General features: G+C 33.9%; 15 protein-coding genes and 3 pseudogenes. 14 read left to right on the forward strand and 4 right to left on the reverse strand.

What is annotated here, in order from left to right:
- Positions 1 to 1,111: serine hydrolase domain-containing protein (locus AC1DKZ_RS25130; RefSeq protein WP_476997281.1), on the forward strand; the 1,111-nt coding region annotated here is incomplete at its 5' end.
- A gap of 677 nt (positions 1,112 to 1,788) precedes the next feature.
- Here the strand turns inward: AC1DKZ_RS25130 and AC1DKZ_RS25135 are convergent.
- Positions 1,789 to 3,219 carry an IS4 family transposase gene (locus AC1DKZ_RS25135; RefSeq protein ID WP_429686129.1) on the reverse strand — a complete coding sequence of 477 codons (1,431 nt, stop codon included), beginning with the start codon at positions 3,217 to 3,219 and terminating at the stop codon, positions 1,789 to 1,791.
- Positions 3,220 to 3,419: 200 nt separating this feature from the next.
- On the opposite strand from AC1DKZ_RS25135, the gene AC1DKZ_RS25140 reads away from it, so the two are divergent.
- The 6 genes and pseudogenes from AC1DKZ_RS25140 (at position 3,420) to AC1DKZ_RS25165 (ending at position 9,271) form a co-directional block, all read left to right on the forward strand.
- Entirely contained in the window at positions 3,420 to 3,614 is a 195-nt protein-coding gene (locus AC1DKZ_RS25140) for a helix-turn-helix transcriptional regulator (RefSeq protein WP_000956453.1), read from the forward strand.
- A complete protein-coding gene (locus AC1DKZ_RS25145) occupies positions 3,614 to 4,075 on the forward strand; it encodes a hypothetical protein (protein ID WP_283750765.1) in 462 nt (153 codons plus the stop codon). The genes AC1DKZ_RS25140 and AC1DKZ_RS25145 overlap by 1 nt, the downstream gene beginning before the upstream one ends.
- A gap of 687 nt (positions 4,076 to 4,762) precedes the next feature.
- The gene (locus tag AC1DKZ_RS25150) at positions 4,763 to 5,239 is read left to right on the forward strand and encodes a YsnF/AvaK domain-containing protein (protein WP_016119337.1); all 477 of its coding nucleotides are present in this window, start codon (positions 4,763 to 4,765) and stop codon (positions 5,237 to 5,239) included.
- Positions 5,240 to 5,317: 78 nt separating this feature from the next.
- Positions 5,318 to 5,848: a YsnF/AvaK domain-containing protein gene (locus AC1DKZ_RS25155; RefSeq protein ID WP_088035507.1), complete on the forward strand. Its 531-nt coding sequence runs from the start codon at positions 5,318 to 5,320 to the stop codon at positions 5,846 to 5,848.
- A gap of 428 nt (positions 5,849 to 6,276) precedes the next feature.
- A pseudogene (locus AC1DKZ_RS25160) lies at positions 6,277 to 7,697 on the forward strand (IS4 family transposase).
- 352 nt (positions 7,698 to 8,049) lie between these two features.
- Positions 8,050 to 9,271: pseudogene (locus tag AC1DKZ_RS25165) on the forward strand (phospholipase D-like domain-containing protein).
- 557 nt (positions 9,272 to 9,828) lie between these two features.
- Here AC1DKZ_RS25165 and AC1DKZ_RS25170 read toward each other — a convergent pair.
- Together AC1DKZ_RS25170 and AC1DKZ_RS25175 are read right to left on the reverse strand one after the other, a co-directional pair.
- On the reverse strand, positions 9,829 to 10,032 hold the full coding sequence (locus AC1DKZ_RS25170; RefSeq protein ID WP_476997282.1) for a DUF1657 domain-containing protein: 204 nt from the start codon (positions 10,030 to 10,032) through the stop codon (positions 9,829 to 9,831).
- A gap of 286 nt (positions 10,033 to 10,318) precedes the next feature.
- The gene (locus tag AC1DKZ_RS25175; protein WP_476997283.1) at positions 10,319 to 11,866 is read right to left on the reverse strand and encodes a recombinase family protein; all 1,548 of its coding nucleotides are present in this window, start codon (positions 11,864 to 11,866) and stop codon (positions 10,319 to 10,321) included.
- 122 nt (positions 11,867 to 11,988) lie between these two features.
- On the opposite strand from AC1DKZ_RS25175, the gene AC1DKZ_RS25180 reads away from it, so the two are divergent.
- The gene (locus tag AC1DKZ_RS25180; RefSeq protein ID WP_476997284.1) at positions 11,989 to 12,156 is read left to right on the forward strand and encodes a hypothetical protein; all 168 of its coding nucleotides are present in this window, start codon (positions 11,989 to 11,991) and stop codon (positions 12,154 to 12,156) included.
- 94 nt (positions 12,157 to 12,250) lie between these two features.
- Here the strand turns inward: AC1DKZ_RS25180 and AC1DKZ_RS25185 are convergent, their stop codons facing one another.
- Positions 12,251 to 12,628 (reverse strand): helix-turn-helix domain-containing protein, encoded by a 378-nt coding sequence (locus AC1DKZ_RS25185; RefSeq protein WP_390219721.1) that lies wholly within the window; start codon positions 12,626 to 12,628, stop codon positions 12,251 to 12,253.
- Between the two features lie 40 nt (positions 12,629 to 12,668).
- On the opposite strand from AC1DKZ_RS25185, the gene AC1DKZ_RS25190 reads away from it, so the two are divergent.
- From AC1DKZ_RS25190 to AC1DKZ_RS25215, 6 genes and pseudogenes are all read left to right on the forward strand, one after another.
- Positions 12,669 to 12,800, forward strand: coding sequence for a hypothetical protein (locus tag AC1DKZ_RS25190; RefSeq protein WP_020063003.1), 132 nt, complete (start codon positions 12,669 to 12,671; stop codon positions 12,798 to 12,800).
- A 55-nt stretch (positions 12,801 to 12,855) separates the two neighbouring features.
- On the forward strand, positions 12,856 to 14,310 hold the full coding sequence (locus AC1DKZ_RS25195) for a recombinase family protein (protein WP_476997285.1): 1,455 nt from the start codon (positions 12,856 to 12,858) through the stop codon (positions 14,308 to 14,310).
- The gene (locus tag AC1DKZ_RS25200) at positions 14,307 to 15,875 is read left to right on the forward strand and encodes a recombinase family protein (RefSeq protein ID WP_476997286.1); all 1,569 of its coding nucleotides are present in this window, start codon (positions 14,307 to 14,309) and stop codon (positions 15,873 to 15,875) included. The genes AC1DKZ_RS25195 and AC1DKZ_RS25200 overlap by 4 nt, the downstream gene beginning before the upstream one ends.
- Positions 15,876 to 16,325: 450 nt before the next feature.
- Positions 16,326 to 16,616, forward strand: a pseudogene (locus tag AC1DKZ_RS25205) (recombinase family protein); the annotation flags it as partial.
- Positions 16,617 to 16,850: 234 nt separating this feature from the next.
- Positions 16,851 to 17,510: a hypothetical protein gene (locus AC1DKZ_RS25210; RefSeq protein WP_476997287.1), complete on the forward strand. Its 660-nt coding sequence runs from the start codon at positions 16,851 to 16,853 to the stop codon at positions 17,508 to 17,510.
- Positions 17,511 to 18,505: 995 nt separating this feature from the next.
- Positions 18,506 to 19,285 (forward strand): DUF2935 domain-containing protein, encoded by a 780-nt coding sequence (locus AC1DKZ_RS25215; RefSeq protein ID WP_476997288.1) that lies wholly within the window; start codon positions 18,506 to 18,508, stop codon positions 19,283 to 19,285.
- Positions 19,286 to 19,304: the final 19 nt, after the last annotated feature.

Below are 19,304 nucleotides of genomic sequence, written 5' to 3' on the forward strand. Positions count from 1 at the left end.
GACTGACCCTGTCCAAAAATATTTACCTTGGTTTACGTTAAAGTATCAAGGGAAACCTGTTGATATGCAAAGCCTTACACTAAATAACTTTCTTCACCATACCAGTGGTCTAACAAATATTAGGCATACTCAAAGTATTCCACAAGGCAATACACCGGATATGTTACAAAAGACTGTGGAAATGCTCGTAGATGCTGAATTGGCGTTCCCTCCCGGTGAACAGTATAACTATGGAACCGTTAATTATGATGTATTGGGTTTGGTTATTGAGATTGTGTCGCGACAAAGCTATGAAGACTTTATGAGGGAACAGGTATTTCAGCCGTTAGGTCTTCACCAGACGTATGTTTATAAAGAAGATGCTCAAGCAACTGGACAGTTGGCACAGGGCTACCGTTCTTCCTTTTTTATGACAACTCCATTTAAAGCTCCGGATTATGCTGGGAATAAGCCCGCAGGCTACATCATTTCTAATACAAAAGATATGGCGCGTTGGATGGGCATACAGATGGGTATTGTGCAGGACATACCCGAAATATTTCACACGGTTATCGAAAAATCACATAGGGGTGATATGTCTGTTTCGGCTGTCAACGATATGTATTATGCGGCAGGCTGGTCGGTAAACGCCGACCAAACGATTATAGAACACACTGGGGGCAATCCAAATTTCAGAACCGAAGTAGTCATACTGCTAAATGAACGAACAGCCGTCTGCTTGCTGAGCAACGGCGCAAATACCAATATAAACCTGGTACTAAAAGTTAAAGATATATTAGACGGCAATCTAACTCAGTCATATGAAATAAGCGGCACACAGCTTTTGGATATCATTTTGTCGTCTATCACTATTATTCTTTGCCTATTGGCCGTTCTCCTATTTCTCTTAGGATTACGCAGAAGGAAAACGAATGAGCGGCAGCCAATGACAAAAAAGAGAATAATCGTAACAGTTATTTTCCTGATCGCTACGATTGCCCTGGGTATACTGTGCTGTGCTTTCGATTGGTCAACGATACTTATTTGGCAAACATATAGTGTTCTTACAGCTTTGATTTCGTCAGCATTATTAACAGCAAGCATTACATGGTTTGTATACACTCACCGATAAAATACCTAGCTCCCAAGATAAACATAATGTTAAGTAATTAAATTTCAATTTATTGGTATGCTTAATTTGAAAAACATAAGACACTTCGGTGTCTTTTTTAATATCATCGACAATTTTCCCAGTCAAACCTAATTACTATTGCTTTCACTAACCTGCTCCGTTCGTGGAATAAGGATTTTTAAACAACTAATATTATTTTTCAAATGACTTTATTGTAAATTAAACAACAATATTATTTTTGCACAAGCGTCGTTAGATAACATTTCTTAAAAGACTGTTATTCAACAATCTGGCCCGATTGCTGAACAAAGTTAAAAAAGCACACATCTTATTATTTGTTCCAAAACTCGTCGTTTAAGGAACTTTATTTACATCTATCAAAACTGACTGAATTATGTTTGAAATCTAGTTCTAAAACTCATTACCAAAAACAAAGTATCATACTAAACAATAAATATCGTTTCTGGAACCTTCTTAACGTACGGAGAAATCAAGTTTTTTAAATATAAAATTCCTAAGCGTACGAAATTCGCGTTATGTTGGCGGGACCCCATCGCCATCAAGCTAAGATTAAGTAAAAGTCCGTCAACTAGATTTTTTCTATTTTCTAAAGAGTTGATATCAGCTTTCTAAAAATCTGCATACCAAATAAACCCTAACAGGTTTCATTTTTTTAATTAAGCTACATGATTGTGAGTAACGAAATAATTGTACACGACACCCAATATATCAAAGACTGTTTTCTTCTCATATCGATGAGACTTTCGTCCATTTTTATGTAAGAGATTGAACAAACGAAGGAAGGTCTTTGATAGTTCCTGGGTGTTTTGTTGTAGAGATTGATATATAAGTAGGTAGTAATCTTTAATGATATAGACCGCTTTATATTCACTTAGTTCTCGTTTCTTTTTGACGAGGAGTAAGTGACGCATTTGAAACATAGTGGAGGAACAAAGAAGGATACTAATTAATTGCCCATATAAATGACACTCTAACCGTTCTAATTTTACAGAATTACAATGATGAATACGAAAAAATGATTTCCATGTTTTAAATATCAATTCAATTTGCCATCGTAAGGAGTAAAAATCGTATACTTGTTCCTTCGGTAGATATTCCGAAGGGATATTCGTAATGTAAAAGTTTATTGCACTAAGCCGCTTACTGCGTTCTTTATAGGTGATTTGTTTCTTATGTTCTTTAGATGCTAAATCTTTTTGCCTACGTTTCATTTGTGTTTCAGTTAATTTATATAAGATAAGTCTTGCAGGAAGTTTTTGATACATTCCGATATAAATCTCAGGAATCTCATATGTTTCACCAGACTGTAATTGGTCAATAAATTGCTCCATATCGAGTTGAATGTACTCAGAATGCTTTTTTATTGTTCCATTTTGAAAGTATTCAGGCTCCCTATTCTTCTGATATATACGAGTATTGAGCTTTAATCGTGAAATAAAATAAGCACCACACTCGTCTATCGTATGCAGATCTTTCAAATCAAAATATCCTAAATCACGTATACATACATCGTGCGGTTGAAGAGACGTTAAGCAAGTAGAACCATAAGTTTTATCATTGTGCTTTCCAGACCCTACATGAACATGTAAAAACTGGCCACTAAGTAAATCGTACTCTAGTTGAATTTTCACACCAGCACTATGACCACTACCTCCTGAACCTTGATATGTAGAAGCAAATTTATCTGGAATCTGAAAATGTGTAGAATCCAATACACGAATACTGCGAAAATGGTTTGTATATAAAGTTGAAATCTTACTAGATGTACAAAGTTGTTGGTGGAGTAAATAGGTTAATATTTGTTGTAAAAACTGCACAGCCTGAGAATTAAATCGTTGATTGAGTCCTTCTGGACTCATAGAAATACCTGTATTCGTTTCTAAGCGACTACATAATTGTGTCAATGAAGTATGAGCTATATTTTGGCTTAACCAAACACATAGAGCCACTAAATCTTGAGCACGGTATTTACTTTTTCGTTGAACAAATCCTATCTCTCTAGCTAACTGTTCTAAAACATGTGGTGACATATATCGTTGTAATTCTTTAGAAAACAATTCTAGTTCATCTAAAATCGATAAATTCATACAAAAACGCCATCCTTCCTGTATATTTCTACAAAAAGAATAGCGTTTTTTTCATTTTATAGATACAAATTTATAAAATTGATTCGTATAGGGATATCCCTGGAAATATAAGGTGTTAAAATTTCTAACCATTGACATATATACATGACGAATGTAATATATATATTACAAAAGAAACAAATGTATTGGAGGCTTCTAATATGCTTACCAAAGTAAAGCGAATTCGACTTGAAAAGGGTATGACACAGGGGGAATTAGCAAAATTAACGAATGTAAGTAGACAGACAATCGGTCTAATAGAAAAAGGCGAATACAACCCATCTTTGAAATTATGTATTGAGATTTGCAAAAGTTTAGGTGTTACATTAAATGATTTATTTTGGGAGGAAGATTAATGTCTAAGTTACTAAAATTATATCTTTTTGGTAGAGGTACTTCTGTTGATGAAAGAGAACAAAATACAGCCTTCGAAATAATGGCAAACGCTGGGATGTTAGCTCTTTTTATCTGTTTTGGAGCTATGCTATATGATTTGATTTTAAACAAAGAAATTACATCACTTGGCATTCTAGCCTTAATTATTTTATTAACAACATCATTTTATATCGTTATGATGATGCGGATCAAAAAAATATATATACGTTATACATCAAATAATAAAATGTTAGTTCGTAATTCGATATTCTCAGGATTTATTTTCTTTGTTGTATTTACTTTATTAACATATTTACCTTCTGGAGAAGCAATTACCATGAGAGAACTTACTATAAATAGTATGGGCGGAGTATTCTTCGGCTTATGTATATATGGATATAGTAAGTATAACAGTACAAAAGTTGAAGAAGATGAACTATAATTCAAATAAAAAAACACCCTTCATTAGTTATTAATGAAAGGTGTTTTTTTATTTGAATTATCTTTATTAATGTAGCGATTAATCCGATTGCATTTTTTCTTTAATAATCAGTACCTGCTATATAATCATTAGGTTAAACTTCTATAATGCTTTCAGAATGAAAACGTGATGTTTTTTATGGCAACCAAGTTTATTTTTATCGTTGTGGGGGGACACCAAAACCTTAGGTTGATGGGCATGTGGCGGGACCCCATTGCCATCAACCTAAGAAAACAAGTCACCCCCAAAACGATAAATAAGCTTTTTCATTACAGGAAAGCCTAAAAATTTCGTTCTGATGGTGTAATAAAACCTTAGCTTGATAGCGATGTGACGGTACCCCTATAGGTAGTTACTTTGAGAAGTCAGCTCATTTTTTTCGTTTTAGGGCGTTTATTTTTCTTAAGTTGATGGGCATGTATGGTGACCCCTTATAGTACGATAGGGCACGTTAATCGAGGATGAAGGCATGAAGGCTAACGACTCTGATTTTTTTTAAATATCCCTAATAAAAAAATTGGATGTAAATACCAAATGGCTAAGTAAAGCCTTTTTAGAAACAAGCACCAAATCAAGCGCATATTTTCACTCACACAGGTAACATTAGTACTTATAAGATCCAAACACATCCCTTAGGAGGTTTTCATCATGGGCTTTTTTGATTTATTTAACGAAGAAGGAACTCAAAAGGAAACTCGAAAAAAGGTACGTGAAGTAGATCGCTCTGCCGATACAGAATTTGCAGCAGAAGACGTACATCTTGATCTTCGTGCTGAAGAATTGGAGATCGACAAACACCGTGTGGAGACTGGTGATGTGACGCTTCATAAGGACATTGTTGAGGAAGAACAATCAGTGAATGTCCCTGTTTTACATGATCAAGTCGTTATTGAACAAAGAGCCGTTGATCACGAACCAACAGATGAACCAATTACAGAAGAAGAAACGATTCACATTCCAGTAACTGCTGAAAAAATTGATGTAGAAAAGCATACGGTCGTCACTGGTGAAGTCTCTGCTCATAAACGTTCGGTTCAAGAAATAGAACAAGTACGCGACGTACTTCGTAAAGAAGTTGCAGATGTTGAATCGCATGGTAATACAGATATTATCAAAGAGGACTAATTGTGCCTACCTACTTAACTTCTAGTTAAGTAGGTTTCTTTCCATCCTCATATATAAAAAAGAACTTCAGGAGGTCCTATGGGAAAGTATATTACTATTGGTGTGATAATCGGTAGCATAATCGGTTGGGTAACAGGTTTTACAATCGTAACAGGACTCGTTATAGGAGCACTCGTAGGCGGCATTAGTTATACAATGAATTCGAGAAGGAACATCGACAAACCGACTAAAAAAACAAATGAAATTAAAGAAAAAACGCTTCAATTACGAGAAGAGCAACTGGAAATAAAAAAAAAACGAGTACAAATAGGGGAGGTAAAGGTTCATAAAGAAGTCGTCGAAGAACAGAAAACGTTCACTGTTCCTATTAAGCGTGAAGTATTAGTAATAGAAGCAGGAAATGAGGAGGAACTTCGAATTCCTCTGAAAGAAGAAGAAATTGAAATAAACAAACACCCCGTGCAAGTAAATAAAGTATTGGTTACAAAACGTCAAATAGAAGAAATAAAACAAATAAAGGAAAAGCTAAAAAAAGAAACAGCACAAGTTTACGTTACAGGTGATGATGCGGATGTCATAAAAAAGCCGCCTTCTGTAACAAAGGACTAAACCATTTCCCGCCTTATTCGGGTAGGATAGGTGAAGGCGCTAACCAACCCCTACTCCTTTTACGTAACCTTCGAGACCACCTTCGCCTCCAACAATCAACAGCGCTGCATTTGATAACACTATTGCAGTCAACTGCATCACAATCGAATGAGGAGGTAACTCATCAAACACAATCGAATGAACTTTTTCATGTTCTAGAGCCTCATCAGCCTACATAAGACCTCAAGATCTTCTGTTTTTTCTCTTTCAAAGAAGTGGTACCGTCTCCCCAATAGGAAGACAAAGATAATTTGTGGTGAAAATTCGCTAAATATTGCTTGATATGGGGTCTCGCCACATCACCATCAAGCTAAAGAGAAATTGTATCCATAAAACGAAAAAAACGTTATTCTTTCTGTAGAATCATAGGAAAGGATGGCGTTTTTGATATGAACTTATCTATTTCTAATGAACTAGAATTGTTTTCTAAAGAGTTGCAGCGATATATGTCACCTGATGCTTTAGAGCAATTAGCTAAAAATGTAGGATTTGTGAAACGAAAAAGTAAATACCGCGCACAAGATTTAGTGGCCCTATGTATTTGGTTAAGTCGAAACATAGCCCATACTTCATTGACACAATTATGTAGTCAGTTAGAAGCTAACACAGGCATTTCTATGAGTCCAGAAGGACTCAATCAACGTTTTAATTCCCAGGCTGTTCTGTTTTTATAGCATATTTACTTCACCAACAAGCTGGTTCTTCTAGCAAGATTCCAACTTTGTATACAAACTATTTTCGACGTATTCGTGTATTGGATTCTACACATTTTCAGATTCCAGATAAATTCACTTCTACATATCAAGGTTCAGGTGGTAGTGGTCAAAATGCTGGCGTGAAAATTCAACTAGAGTATGATTTACTAAGTGGTCAGTTTCTACATGTTCATGTAGGATCAGGAAAGCACAATGATAAAACGTATGGTTCTACTTGTTTAACGTCCCTTCAACCGAACGATGTATGTATACGTGATTTAGGATACTTCGATTTAAAAGACTTACATACGATAAAAGAGTGTAATGCTTATTTTATTTCAAGATTAAAGCTCAATACACGTATATATCAGAAGAATAAAGAGCCTGAATACTTTCAAAATGGAACAATAAAAAAGCACTCTGAGTACATCCAATTAGATATGGAGCAATTCATTGACCAATTACAGTCAGGTGAAACATATGAAATTCCTGAGATTTATATTGGAATGTATCAAAAGCTTCCTGCAAGACTAATTTTGTATAAATTAACTGAAACGCAAATGAAACGTAGACAAAAGGATTTAGCATCTAAAGAACACAAAAAGCAAATTACCTATAAAGAACGCAGTAAACGGCTTAGTGCGATTAACTTTTACATTACAAATATCCCTTCGGAATACCTACCAAAAGAACAAGTATACGATTTTTACTCTTTACGGTGGCAAATTGAACTTATCTTTAAAACATGGAAATCATTTTTTCGTATTCATCACTGTAATTCTGTAAAATTAGAACGATTAGAGTGTCATTTATACGGACAGTTAATTAGTATCCTCCTTTGTTCCTCCACTATGTTTCAAATGCGCCAATTACTCCTCACCAAGAAGAAACGAGAGTTGAGTGAATATAAAGCGATTTATATCATCAAAGATTATTTTCCACTTCTTTATCAAGCTTTACAAAAAGACACTCAAGAGATATCAAAGATACTACTTCGTTTGTTCAATCTTCTACAGAAAAATGGGCGAAAATCCCATAGGTATGAGAAGAAAACAGTCTTTGATATCTTAGGCGTCGTATACAACTTTTCTATGTCCCACAATCAAGTAGCGTAATCTAAAAAAATTATAACCCGATAGGGTTTATTTAGTATGCAAATATTTAAAGAACTTACACTGGACCTTTAGAAAAAAGAAATAATCTCACGTGAGAATAAACTTATATAATCTTAGCTTGATGGGCATGTGGCGGGACCCCTATCTGAAAAAGATAAAAAGTTGGCTTTTTCGTATACTACCGATAAGTGGAGGTATGTTAACTTGACTTGAATAGAAAATCTACCATGTAAGAACGTAATTTACTTACATGTTCTATGGTAAAGACTAGCTTCATGGATGGCTATGGAATAATTTTGCCCCGATAACAAAAACTAACAGAAAAAACAATGATATATAAAGGAGATTAGATATGCTGAAAAAGATAGGTAAAATTTTCTTGATAATCCTCTTTGTATTTATCGGCGTATGTTTTGTTTGTTTGGGATGAAATTGACAGAACAGTAGCTGAAAAAAGTGGGAGATTTACCCAACAGCCTAGCCAATACCCTATTCGTCAAAGTGATATTAATATGTATACAGATGGGAAACAGTTAAACAATCAATTATTCTCAGATATAAAGAAAGCAAAACATTACGTGCATATTAGCTTCTTCTCTATTGCTGATGATAAAGTAAGTCATCAGTTTCTAGATTTGTTGAGGCAAAAAAGTCAGGAAGGTGTAGAAGTATACTATGCAGTGGATAGGCTAGGAGGAATTTTACTAAAGAAAAAGGAAAGAGAATTATTAGTTAATAAAGGAGTGCATTTTACGTATTACAATAAGCCTGCTTTTCCTTATCTTTCTGCTTCTTTGGATCATCGAAATCATCGTCGTATTTCAGTTATTGATGGAAGGATTGGGTACATTGGCGGATTTAATATTGGCAAGAAGTACTTAGGAGAAAAAGCAAAACTCGGTCACTGGAGAGATTATCACCTTCAAATACGAGGAGAAGGAGTTCAAGATCTAGAACACCAATTTGTTTTAGACTGGAAGAAAAACTCAGAGAAGCCGATTCCGATACACAGTGCGACAAAGGAAAAGGGGACAACCTCGCATCGATTTACTGCATATTACAGCGGAGAAAAACTTGGGCAAGATTATGCAAGGTTGTTTCAACAAGCAAAAGAGTTCATCATTATAGTAACACCTTATTTTATACCAAAAGACAAAACTATTTGGAATGCATTAGTAGATGCAAGAAAGAGGGGAGTTCGTGTCAAAATTCTGTTCTCACCTCATTCGGATGCACTGTTAGTTAAAGAAGCAGCGTACCCATATATCCGAAAAGCATTAAAACAAGGGATGGAAGTATATGGTTATAAAAAGGGAGTGTTACACGGTAAAGCATTCTTGATTGATGAAAACGTATTGATGGTTGGGACCGCGAATTTTGATTCGCGCTCGTTTCATTTAAATGAAGAAATGAACTGTTATATCCATGACCCTGTCTATATTTCTAAAATAAAGCCAGTCATTAATGTAGACTTACAAAATTCAAAGCGAGTAACATCCTCTGACGTCAATCAATTATCTATAAAGGAAAAAATGAAAGAAAAGGTTGCAAAAATGTTTGAGTATTATTTGTAAAAACAAAGGAGTTAGGTGGGAGGTAAACTGCCCGTAAAAGCCCGATTGGTGAAGGCTAATAACCAGTGGGGGATGAATAAAACCTCCACTGATTAAAGTTTCACTTTATCATATTTTAAATGTATACTTTTCTTCCTAATTTTGAGGATATTAGGAAAATTGGGGTAAACCTAATGTTTATGAGGATTTGAATGTAAACTAATGTTCGGAAGTTTACTTTGGAGTATTTAAAAAATAACATAAATTGTAGTGAATTAGTGTATCTCAATGATTCTACATAGAATGTATCTAAGCTGAACAAAAAAGAAACCCTTCTAATTAGTTTAGAGGGATTTCTTTTGTTTATGGAGTAGCACCACATATCCATCACGCTAGTATTTTGAAGTATCCCCAAAACGAAAATTTTATTATTTTCCAGTTATTTATGAGAATTTAGCTCGATTTTTTCGTTTTGAGGAACAACCAATTTCTTAACTTGATGGGCATACGGCAGAACCCCAGATATATAAATCTAACTATGATAAGACCTCTGCAAAAAATCTGAAGATTACTGCGTTTTATTGATTGTACTGAGGCTCATCTTGTAGAATCTCCTGAACACGTGGTTCTAAAGAATCAATAATTGTCTGTGCTTGCTGAGCTGCATTTTGATACAGTTGTTTTGCTTGCTGATTGTCAGTATCAAGAACAAATCCTTCTAAACATGCTTGAGCACTTTTTAATCCAGAAATAGTTTGCTTAAGCTTAGTAATTACTGTCATAATTAAATTCCTCCTTATCATTATGAATTCACTATTTAGAATAGCTATTTTCTACAAAAAATATAATTTCTAAGTATTGGTTGATTTTATAGAAGGAGTAGTGCCACACAGCCACCAACTTAAGAATTTTATTATGCCCCAAAACAAAAAAATTGTACATTTTCTCCTGGAGATGACAATTTTTTCGTTTTGGGGTATTTGCTTTTCTTAGCTTGATGGTGATGGGGTGCTCCCCCTTTTATAAGTATTTTGGATAGGAGTCATCGTATATTGTTGATTTTGAGAGTTATATTTTAGTATATAATTCCACTACAAACTCATCTTTTCTTTTCCACTCTTTTTTCCGTAAATAAGTCACTTTCTCAAGCACCGATTTGAGAAGGTGATTTTTCTTCTCTATATCATTCGTTGCATAATAAGCTTCTAAAATATTTTTGGTTCTCGGAACAAATTCATGTATATGTTTTTCTTTTTCTAATATCTTTTTAATTTCATGTTTAAGCTCTTTAATTGACTCTTGGGTAGTCTTCAATCGTACAGCAATAGATTTTTGTCTCTCTAAGAATGTGTCAACATCATATACACCTTTTTCTAAAAAATCATGGAGATTGCTTTTTTGTTTTTGTAGATCATTTATTTGTTGTTCTTTCTTTTCTAGAGCTTTCTGTTGTAAATGAATATTATTGCTCGATTTCTTTTTTTGTACCATGTTTTCTTGTATCTCAAAGCTTTCAATAATTTGTTTTAATCCATCAAGTATGCGCTGTTCAACAAGTGATAAGGATGCTCCTTTTTGAATACCTTTACAGGATGGTTGAACGCAACGAACTTGAGGATTAGGCCGATCTTTTCGTGGTTGATAAAGCATGGAATGTCCGCATAGTTCACATAGTAAGATTCCAGCCAATGGATTAGAAAGTTTTTTTGTTTTTATTGTAGGAGGTCTCCAACGTTTACTATGAGCCATGTTAGCTTTTTGAAATAATTCTTCTGATACAAGTGGAGAGTGAGCGTGATTGTGTCGTTGCCATTGTTCTTTTTGTGCTTTTTTTCGTATATACTTACCATTTTGTTTTGTATAGCGTATCTTTCCCCAAATGATGTGACCGAGATATACTTCATTTTTAATAATGGATGAGATAGTTGAAGGGTTCCAGTATTCGCCTTCTGGAGGCGAAATACTTAATCTGTCTAATTCTTGTGCGATTGCCTGTCTGCCCATTCCGCCAGCCATGCTTTCAAAAATTTTAGATACTACCCAACTTTTTTCAGGATCAGGATAAAGTTTTAAAGTATTATCTCGTAAGTATCCGTAAGGTGGAACACGCGAGATGGATTTTCCTTCTTTGGCAGAAGCTCTTCTACCACGCTGCATACGTTTCACAATTGTTTTTAATTCTTCTCGAGCAATTAAAGATTTGATACTAAATGTTAACTCTTGATTTTCATCATTTGGGTTAATGACTTCTGTTGGTGTAATAATGAATGTTTCTGAATAGCGAAATACACGATAAATCGTTCCCTGATCCACCATATCACCACGACCGAGGCGATCTAGATCCATTACTAATACAGCATCAGCCATGCCAGTTTCTACTTCACGAAGTAATTTTTGCATCATTGGTCTTTCAGATATATATTCACCCGAAACAACCTCTTCAAAAATATCAATTATATTATGATGCTCTTTATGAGCGAGTTCTAATAATTGAGTTCGATGGCGTTCAAGCGTATCGTAATGTTGTCCATGTTCCATCGCTTTTTTTTCTTCTTCAAGATCTTTTCGACTTTTACGTAAATAGATGAATACATCAAGTTCTTCTGGACGATACATTCGTTTCACCTACCAGCTTGTCTAGTATTATTGTTATAGATATGTATGGCTAACTTGTCCTATGAAAATGATAGTTCGTCTTTTTTCTTGTCATGCATACATATAATGCAAGGGGGGATATGATGAAAGAATTTCAATTTGGTAATACAAAAGTCATTATTCATTCATCACTTGCATTAATGGGAAAAGAAGAACAAAAAGAATGGTTTCAACAAGAGTGGGAAAAGAAAAATCCAATTTTAAGATCTATATTTGAAGCGGCAGTAAGTTGCCAAGAAGATGAAAAATAAAAAGAGCATTCTCTTTCCTTAAGAGATATGCTCTTCTTTTTTGATTAAATTATTCATTAAAATAAATAGTTGTTTTTAATGATGAATAGCTTTTCTAGTTCTGTAAATAATAATCTTGATCATTGTTATGGAAAGTAAGTGAAACTTGAGATAGATCAATACCTTTTTCTAAGGTTTCTAATAAGTAATATCCCAATGCTTTATCTTGTTGTATCAAGTTATGTAATAGGGTGCTCGCGCGGGCAATTCTATATTTTATTTCATCTTGAATTAATAAAGAATTATCCATTGTAATGAGGTGAAGTTCATCTTGCAGTTTTTGTAATAGTGAAAGTTGAATGGTATCTGTCTTTCCGGTTTCAAGATTACTTAAATAAGCTGGTGATACACCAAGTTGTTTTGCAAAAGTGTTTAATCCAATTCCTTTTTGAGTACGAAGTGTACGAATGTGTTTTCCAAGCTCATGTATCATAACATTAACCTCCAATGATTTTTTGAAAGGAATAGAAGTAATGAAAAAGAAAAAAGAAATTAAAATTATATCTGTCAGTTATATTCATGATCCAGAATCAGCTCAAAAATGGTTTGAAGCTTATATAGAAATTGTTAAAAAAGAATTAACAAAAGCTGTCGAAAAGGACTAGCAATTCTTTTTTATACATACAGTGTAAATAGAACATCATGAGAGGAGGTCCTGAATTGAAGAACGTTGCATATTATAGAAGTTCAATTGATTCACAAGAAAACTCAATCGAAATGCAACAAAATTCAGTTCTTACTCGCTCCATTGATATGGCATTGATTATCGATGAAGAGTATATTGATGAAGCGGTATCAGCTAGAAAAGTTAGCTTGAAAAAACGTCCAGCTTTACAGAAATTATTAAAAGATATCAAGAATAACAATGTAACAAATTTATTTTTATTTAAACGAGATCGACTAGCCCGCAATGTAATGGAGTATTATGAAATTTATCAAATACTAAGAAGCAAGAAGATAAATGTTATTTTAACTGCACCGAATGAGCCACCAATGTACTATACACCGATTGGTGAGTATCTTGAGTTAATTATGGCCGGTATGGCTCAACGTGAAGGTGAACAAATTATTGAACGCTTAAAGCAAACATTAAAAGCTAATTTCCAAAGTGGAAAGAATCCTGGACGTCTCCCATATGGATACAAATGGAATAAAGAAACAAAAGAAGTCGAACTAATAAATGAACAAATACAAGTAGTAAAAATGATTTTTCAAGAACTTGTAGCGGAAAAGTATGAATCTCTGAAAGAATTGTGTAGTGTATTGGGATTAAAGGAAAATGGTAAGCCTTGGACTTCGTCTGATATTAGGAAAATCGTATTCAATCCTACATATATTGGATTACGTACTATGAATATTTTTGGTGAAGATGTCACTAGTAAATATGAAAAACTGTCTATTGTTGATAAGGATATATGGGAAAAGGCTTGTAGTATCGTCACTATTTTATCTCCTTCAAAGACTCATCAAGATTACGTATTTGAACAAGTACTATTTCCATTACAAGAATTATTAACTTGTTCGAAATGTAATGAATCATTACAAAAAGTAAAGGCTAGAAAAAAGGGGGATTTAAAGTATAAATGTTTAAATCATTCTTCGATTTATGTTCTGAAGAGTACAATTGAACCATTAGTCTTCGAACGCTGTAAGGAATATTTTGATAGCTTACTTACTTCCCGTTTTCATGAACTATTCGATCGATATGAACAAAATGCAAAAAAACAAGTGAAACAGAAAATACAAACCATTGAAGAGAAAATCCAACTTATTAATGAAAAATTGATTGCTAAAGTAGATATGTGGTATCAGGATACTGATGCACCTTATAAGGAACAAAAGGAAATTGAAATTATGGCGCTGTATGATGAGCTTGCAAAATATAAAAAACAAAAAGAACAGGTAATACAGGAATTAAATGATGTAAAGCAACTACGTGAAAAGGTAAGTAATTATCAATCCTCTATGTCGTTATCCTATGACAAGATAAAGGAGAATCTACAGCTAGGTTCCTTTTTTCAAGATTTAATACAGCAAGTCAAAACTGACGGAAAGAACTGCGAAATAGTTTTTAAACACCCATTCTTACGAACTCAAGAGGTGCTGACACCATGAAGCTCTCTCATATTTTAAAGCCAAATATGAAGGCTGCTTTTTACGGGCGACATTCTACTGATAAACAGGACATGGATATGCAATTGAACTCAGTTATGGAAGTGATTCGCAGATATGATTGCATTCATACTCATTCTTTTCTTGATAAGGCTGTTTCCGCTCGAAAAAATAAAATAACTAGTAGAAAAGAACTTGAAAACATGTTTGAAGCGGCAAAAAGAAAAGAATTTGATTTTGTCATTGTTTATAAAAGTGATCGCCTTGCTAGGGATCCTCTTGAACATCAAACCATTCGTATTGTCATGAAGACACTTGCCATTCCCATTATTATTAGTTCGACCGAAAGTGTGTACAATACTGATAATGATTTAATTGTGCAACTTATGGAGGATGGTTTTACTAAATATGAAGTTGACACCATTATCGCAAGAACACGATCAGGCCTAGAAAACAAAGCAAAACAAGGGAAATGGCTTGGTGGTAAGCCGCCATTTGGTTACACATATGATAAGAATAGTGGGCAGTTTATTGAACACCCTGAAGAGCTTTGCTATGTAAAAGAAATATTCAACTTATATTTAAATGGTCATGGGTTTCAGCACATTGCTAATACGCTCCCTAACGGTTCCCGCCGCGGAAAGGACTGGGGGAAAGAGAATGTAAAGGCGATTGTACTTAATCCTTTTTATTGTGGCTTATTATCATGGCAACGACAAACAGATGGTAAGCAAAATGCAAGGGATATTTGGATTGAAGCACCCAATCACTATGTGAAACCAATCATTTCACGAACGATATGGGAAGCATGTTGGCGTATTTATTCCGAAAAACGTAATGGCAACATGATTCCTAAACATTACAAAACAAGTTTTCTGCTACAAGGGTTGCTTTCTTGTGAAAAGTGCCAGGAACTAATGAAAACAAAGAATCAACAAACAGTAAGTTCTACAAATAAAAAGTATGGAGGGAAAATTTATTTTTGTAATAACTGCAAATTAAGAATAGATGCAGATCTCCTTCATGATAAAGTAGTGAATCAAACACTTACTGATGTGAAAATAAGTGGATTTCACAATGTATATCATGCGATAGAACAAAAAATTCAGTATGAGATACAAGAGTTGAATAACAATATTCAAAAGCATCAGCATCTCTTCGAAAACTGCACCATCAAACTTCACAATATTACAGAAGAGCTCAAACAGCGTATGAAAAATAACGATGATAAACGTTTTTTGAAGTCTTTAGCGATTTATCGCTCGGATGTACAGCGAAAATTAGATGGAATCATACAACAAATGAACGACTTTAAACAGCAAATTACTCTCAAAGAAAAAATTGAAAAAAATAAAGAAACATGGTTACATACTTTGAATGAAGTATTTCAAGATGATGTCAAGCTTCAAGAAATAAGCGATATGGATAAAAGACGATTTTTATTACCTCTCATTCAATCTGTATCCATTAAAGAAAATAAAAAGCATAATGAATATGATATTTCATTACAGTTACGAACTGATTTTTCAAAACGTGATGTGAAAAATCAAATCAGCTTGATTTTGTAAAACAGCTATCACATTGGTGGCTGTTTTTTCGTTATTGATGTATCGGTATTTGGGTTGAACCGTAGATGGAAATTCTTTTGTTACTCGGTGATTAGGAGGGAGTGGTATACCACTCTACCCTAATCACCGAGTTTGATACTCTTGAGAAAGAGCTTGTATCTTAAGGATAAAGGGTTTGTCTTTATTTATTATTATGGACAGTGATTTAGAGAAATAAACATACTCGGTGATTAGGGGATAGGTAACTATTTAAAACATTTGAGAGATCGGTAATTGGGTAAATAAAAAATGTCTTATCATTCTTCCTGTAAGGAGGCATGAGGGGGCATTATTCATACCCATCAACCTAAGAAAAATAAAGACCCCAAAAAAGAAAAAATGAGCCGAACTCTTATGAATAACTGTGAAAAGGTAAAATTTTTGTTATGGGAGGTTTCTCAAAATCTTAGCTTGATGGAAGATCAATTTTTATCTTTGTTGTCTTATGTTGCGGATCAAGAACGTAAAAAAATTCATCAAAGACAGGCAGAGGGAATTGCGGTAGCTAAATCTAAGGGAAAACACTTAGTCCGTCCTCAGGTGAACCTTTCGACGCTAAGTAAACAACAAATAAATATAATAGAAGAAACTCATTCAAAATGGAAGAGTGGAGAAATAACAGCTGTTATGTTTATGGAAATGTTAAAATTAAAGAAAAACACGTTTTATAAAATAATGAAAGAATATGAAGAAGCAAATTAGCCTCTCACTTATAGAAAATCCTAATTTGTTACCAATTGTAAGAATGCTGAAATCCACCTCACTAAAGCAGTAGCTATTGGGAATTTTGATAGAAGTGAATCAATAGTATTCGAATTCAATTCTGAGTAGAAGAAAATCTGTGTTAAAAATACATTTTTAAGTATTGAAAATAAGCTTTTGTACATGATAAAAATGTTCCTACTTAGAATGTGGGTACCAAAGGAGGATTTTTAAATGGACAAGAGAACAGAAAAGAAAATTGAAGCTGTAGCACGTAAGGCAGCGGATACAGAAATTTCACAAGAATTAAGTGCAATTCACCACCAAGTGCAACATTTACAACAAGCTTTGTCTCAAATGTCTCAATCTTCACAAGGACAACAACAACAAGGACAACAACAACAAGGACAACAACAACAAGGACTGCAAAGTCAGCAAGGTCTTCAACAAGCTGATCAATTGATGCAACAACTTCAACAATTTAGTCAACAGTCTCAACAACAAATGCAACAAGCGGATCAGCAATTACAACAAACTATTCAACAGGCTATCCAAACTTTGAATCAAGGCTTACAGCATCTTCAATCAAATCAAACATTAAATCAAATCAATCAAGCTATATATCAGGCTCAGCAACAAATTAAACAAATGGGTCAACAAGGGCAACAAATGGGTAACCAGCAAGGGCAACAAATGGGTAACCAGCAAGGGCAACAGATGGGTAACCAACAAGGACAACAGATGGGTAACCAACAAGGACAACAGATGGGTAACCAGCAAGGGCAACAGATGGGTAACCAACAAGGGCAACAAATGGGTAACCAACAAGGACAACAGATGGGTAACCAGCAAGGGCAACAAATGGATAATCAACAAGGACCACAATTTCATTAAAAGCATATCGAGCAAGCCAAAAAACAACCAATTTTACGTATCTTATATAACAATAAGCAAACTCCAATTTCTTTTTGTTAGCTATTATTAACATTGAAAAAAATTTGTTCCCATGTTTTCATATTGTAATCAGTCAGATGTATTATCATATGGAATGTTTTTATTAATAGCGCTTATTTAGTACAGAGCACCTTTATTTAGTGCTCTGTACTATTTGTAGAATGAGAATTTTATTGTTGTTTACATATTTTTATAATTTCTACATAAACTATTTCTAAGCTGATTTAACTAGCGGCTTCACTCTTGGAAAACAATTAGTTTTCCAATCAAGCTCTTGAAACCCACAGGCAGACAACTTAAAATGTTGTCTGCCAAATTATTAACTTTTTATATAACGAAAGGAAGTTTTGTATATTCCCTTTATAAGCTACCAGCAATGGAATTTCAGGATTCTCCTCCTTTATACAAAGTAGTAATAGCAGAGAATTAAAGAAGGTATCTGCTATTACTGCCTTGTATAATTACATTTCTTTTACATAAACTAACAATGATTCATTTTACCAATATGAGTCGTTTGGACATTTTAAAAATCCTCATGAATTACTCCTGATGGGACAAGCAATATGGCTTGTCCTGTTTTCATGTATAGAAACTCTCCTGTTACATACATTAGCTTAAAATATAGGTATCACGCACGAGGATTAGTTACTTGATATGCATAGATTAGCCAACAGGTCATAAGTACAGCAATCATACAATTATATAGCTGTATGGAGGTAGCTACACATATCTTGATAAATTAACTAACAACGGAATAATTTCGTAACATAGCTCTTGAACAAGTTTCATCTAATTAATAGTAAACATTAAGTATTCATACACTACAATTAAATCATTTACCTTCTTGAATAAAAAAACTAGCTCAAATTCATATTTTACACCCTTCATTAGTATTAATCAGTATGAAAACCAAGTTAGTAAGGAGGAGACGTAGAATGAATCAAACTTATGAAGAAAATGCATTGTTTGAACATAAATTTTGGTTGAGAGTTCTTGAGGATCATGCACAGTTTCTTTTAGATGCTTTAGCCCCAAAAGAGACTGAAGACATTCAGAGAGCCATATATTTTGTAGGAAAATTTAATAAATATTTAAGTCTTATTAATACAGTTAGTTTAATCGAATTCGCAAAAGATGCTAAACAATCGGCAGAAGAGATCCGAAAATTCAAGTTGAGTATTATACAAAAGCAATTGGAAGGAAAGATTGTTATCCACTTTACCCCAACTTTCATTAATCATATGGTAAATGAAGTAGAAGAGTATATAACAGTATTAGAATATTTAATAAAAGGAGAGGTGCCACCTGTTTTTCATGAATTACATTATCATCTGGTTTGGTTAACAGATGCGGCCGGTCATGCTGGTTCAATTTCAGGTGAATTAGATCTTGTAGAGAAACGATTGAAAGAGAAGAGTGAGATGTACGCGAAACATTTTGAGCAGTTCTATTTAAAAGCTGTTGAAATGACGGGATATTTACGTACAGAGCTCAACCATTTTCCAGCATTGAAGAGATTTACGAAAGATGTTTCATTAGAACTGAAATTATTTTCGCATTTTCTTCATGAAGTAGAAGAATTAGAATTATCTGAGCAAATATTAGGCTCATTATCTGCGAGAATGGCAGACCACATGGCAAGAGAGGAATGCTATTATTTATTAAAATTAGCACAATCATCTGGTTTAGAAATGCCAAAGTGTAATCCTCTTTAAGAGTAGATAAAAAAGCCAC

It is taken from the genome of Bacillus sp. 05T21 (genome assembly GCF_056396785.1).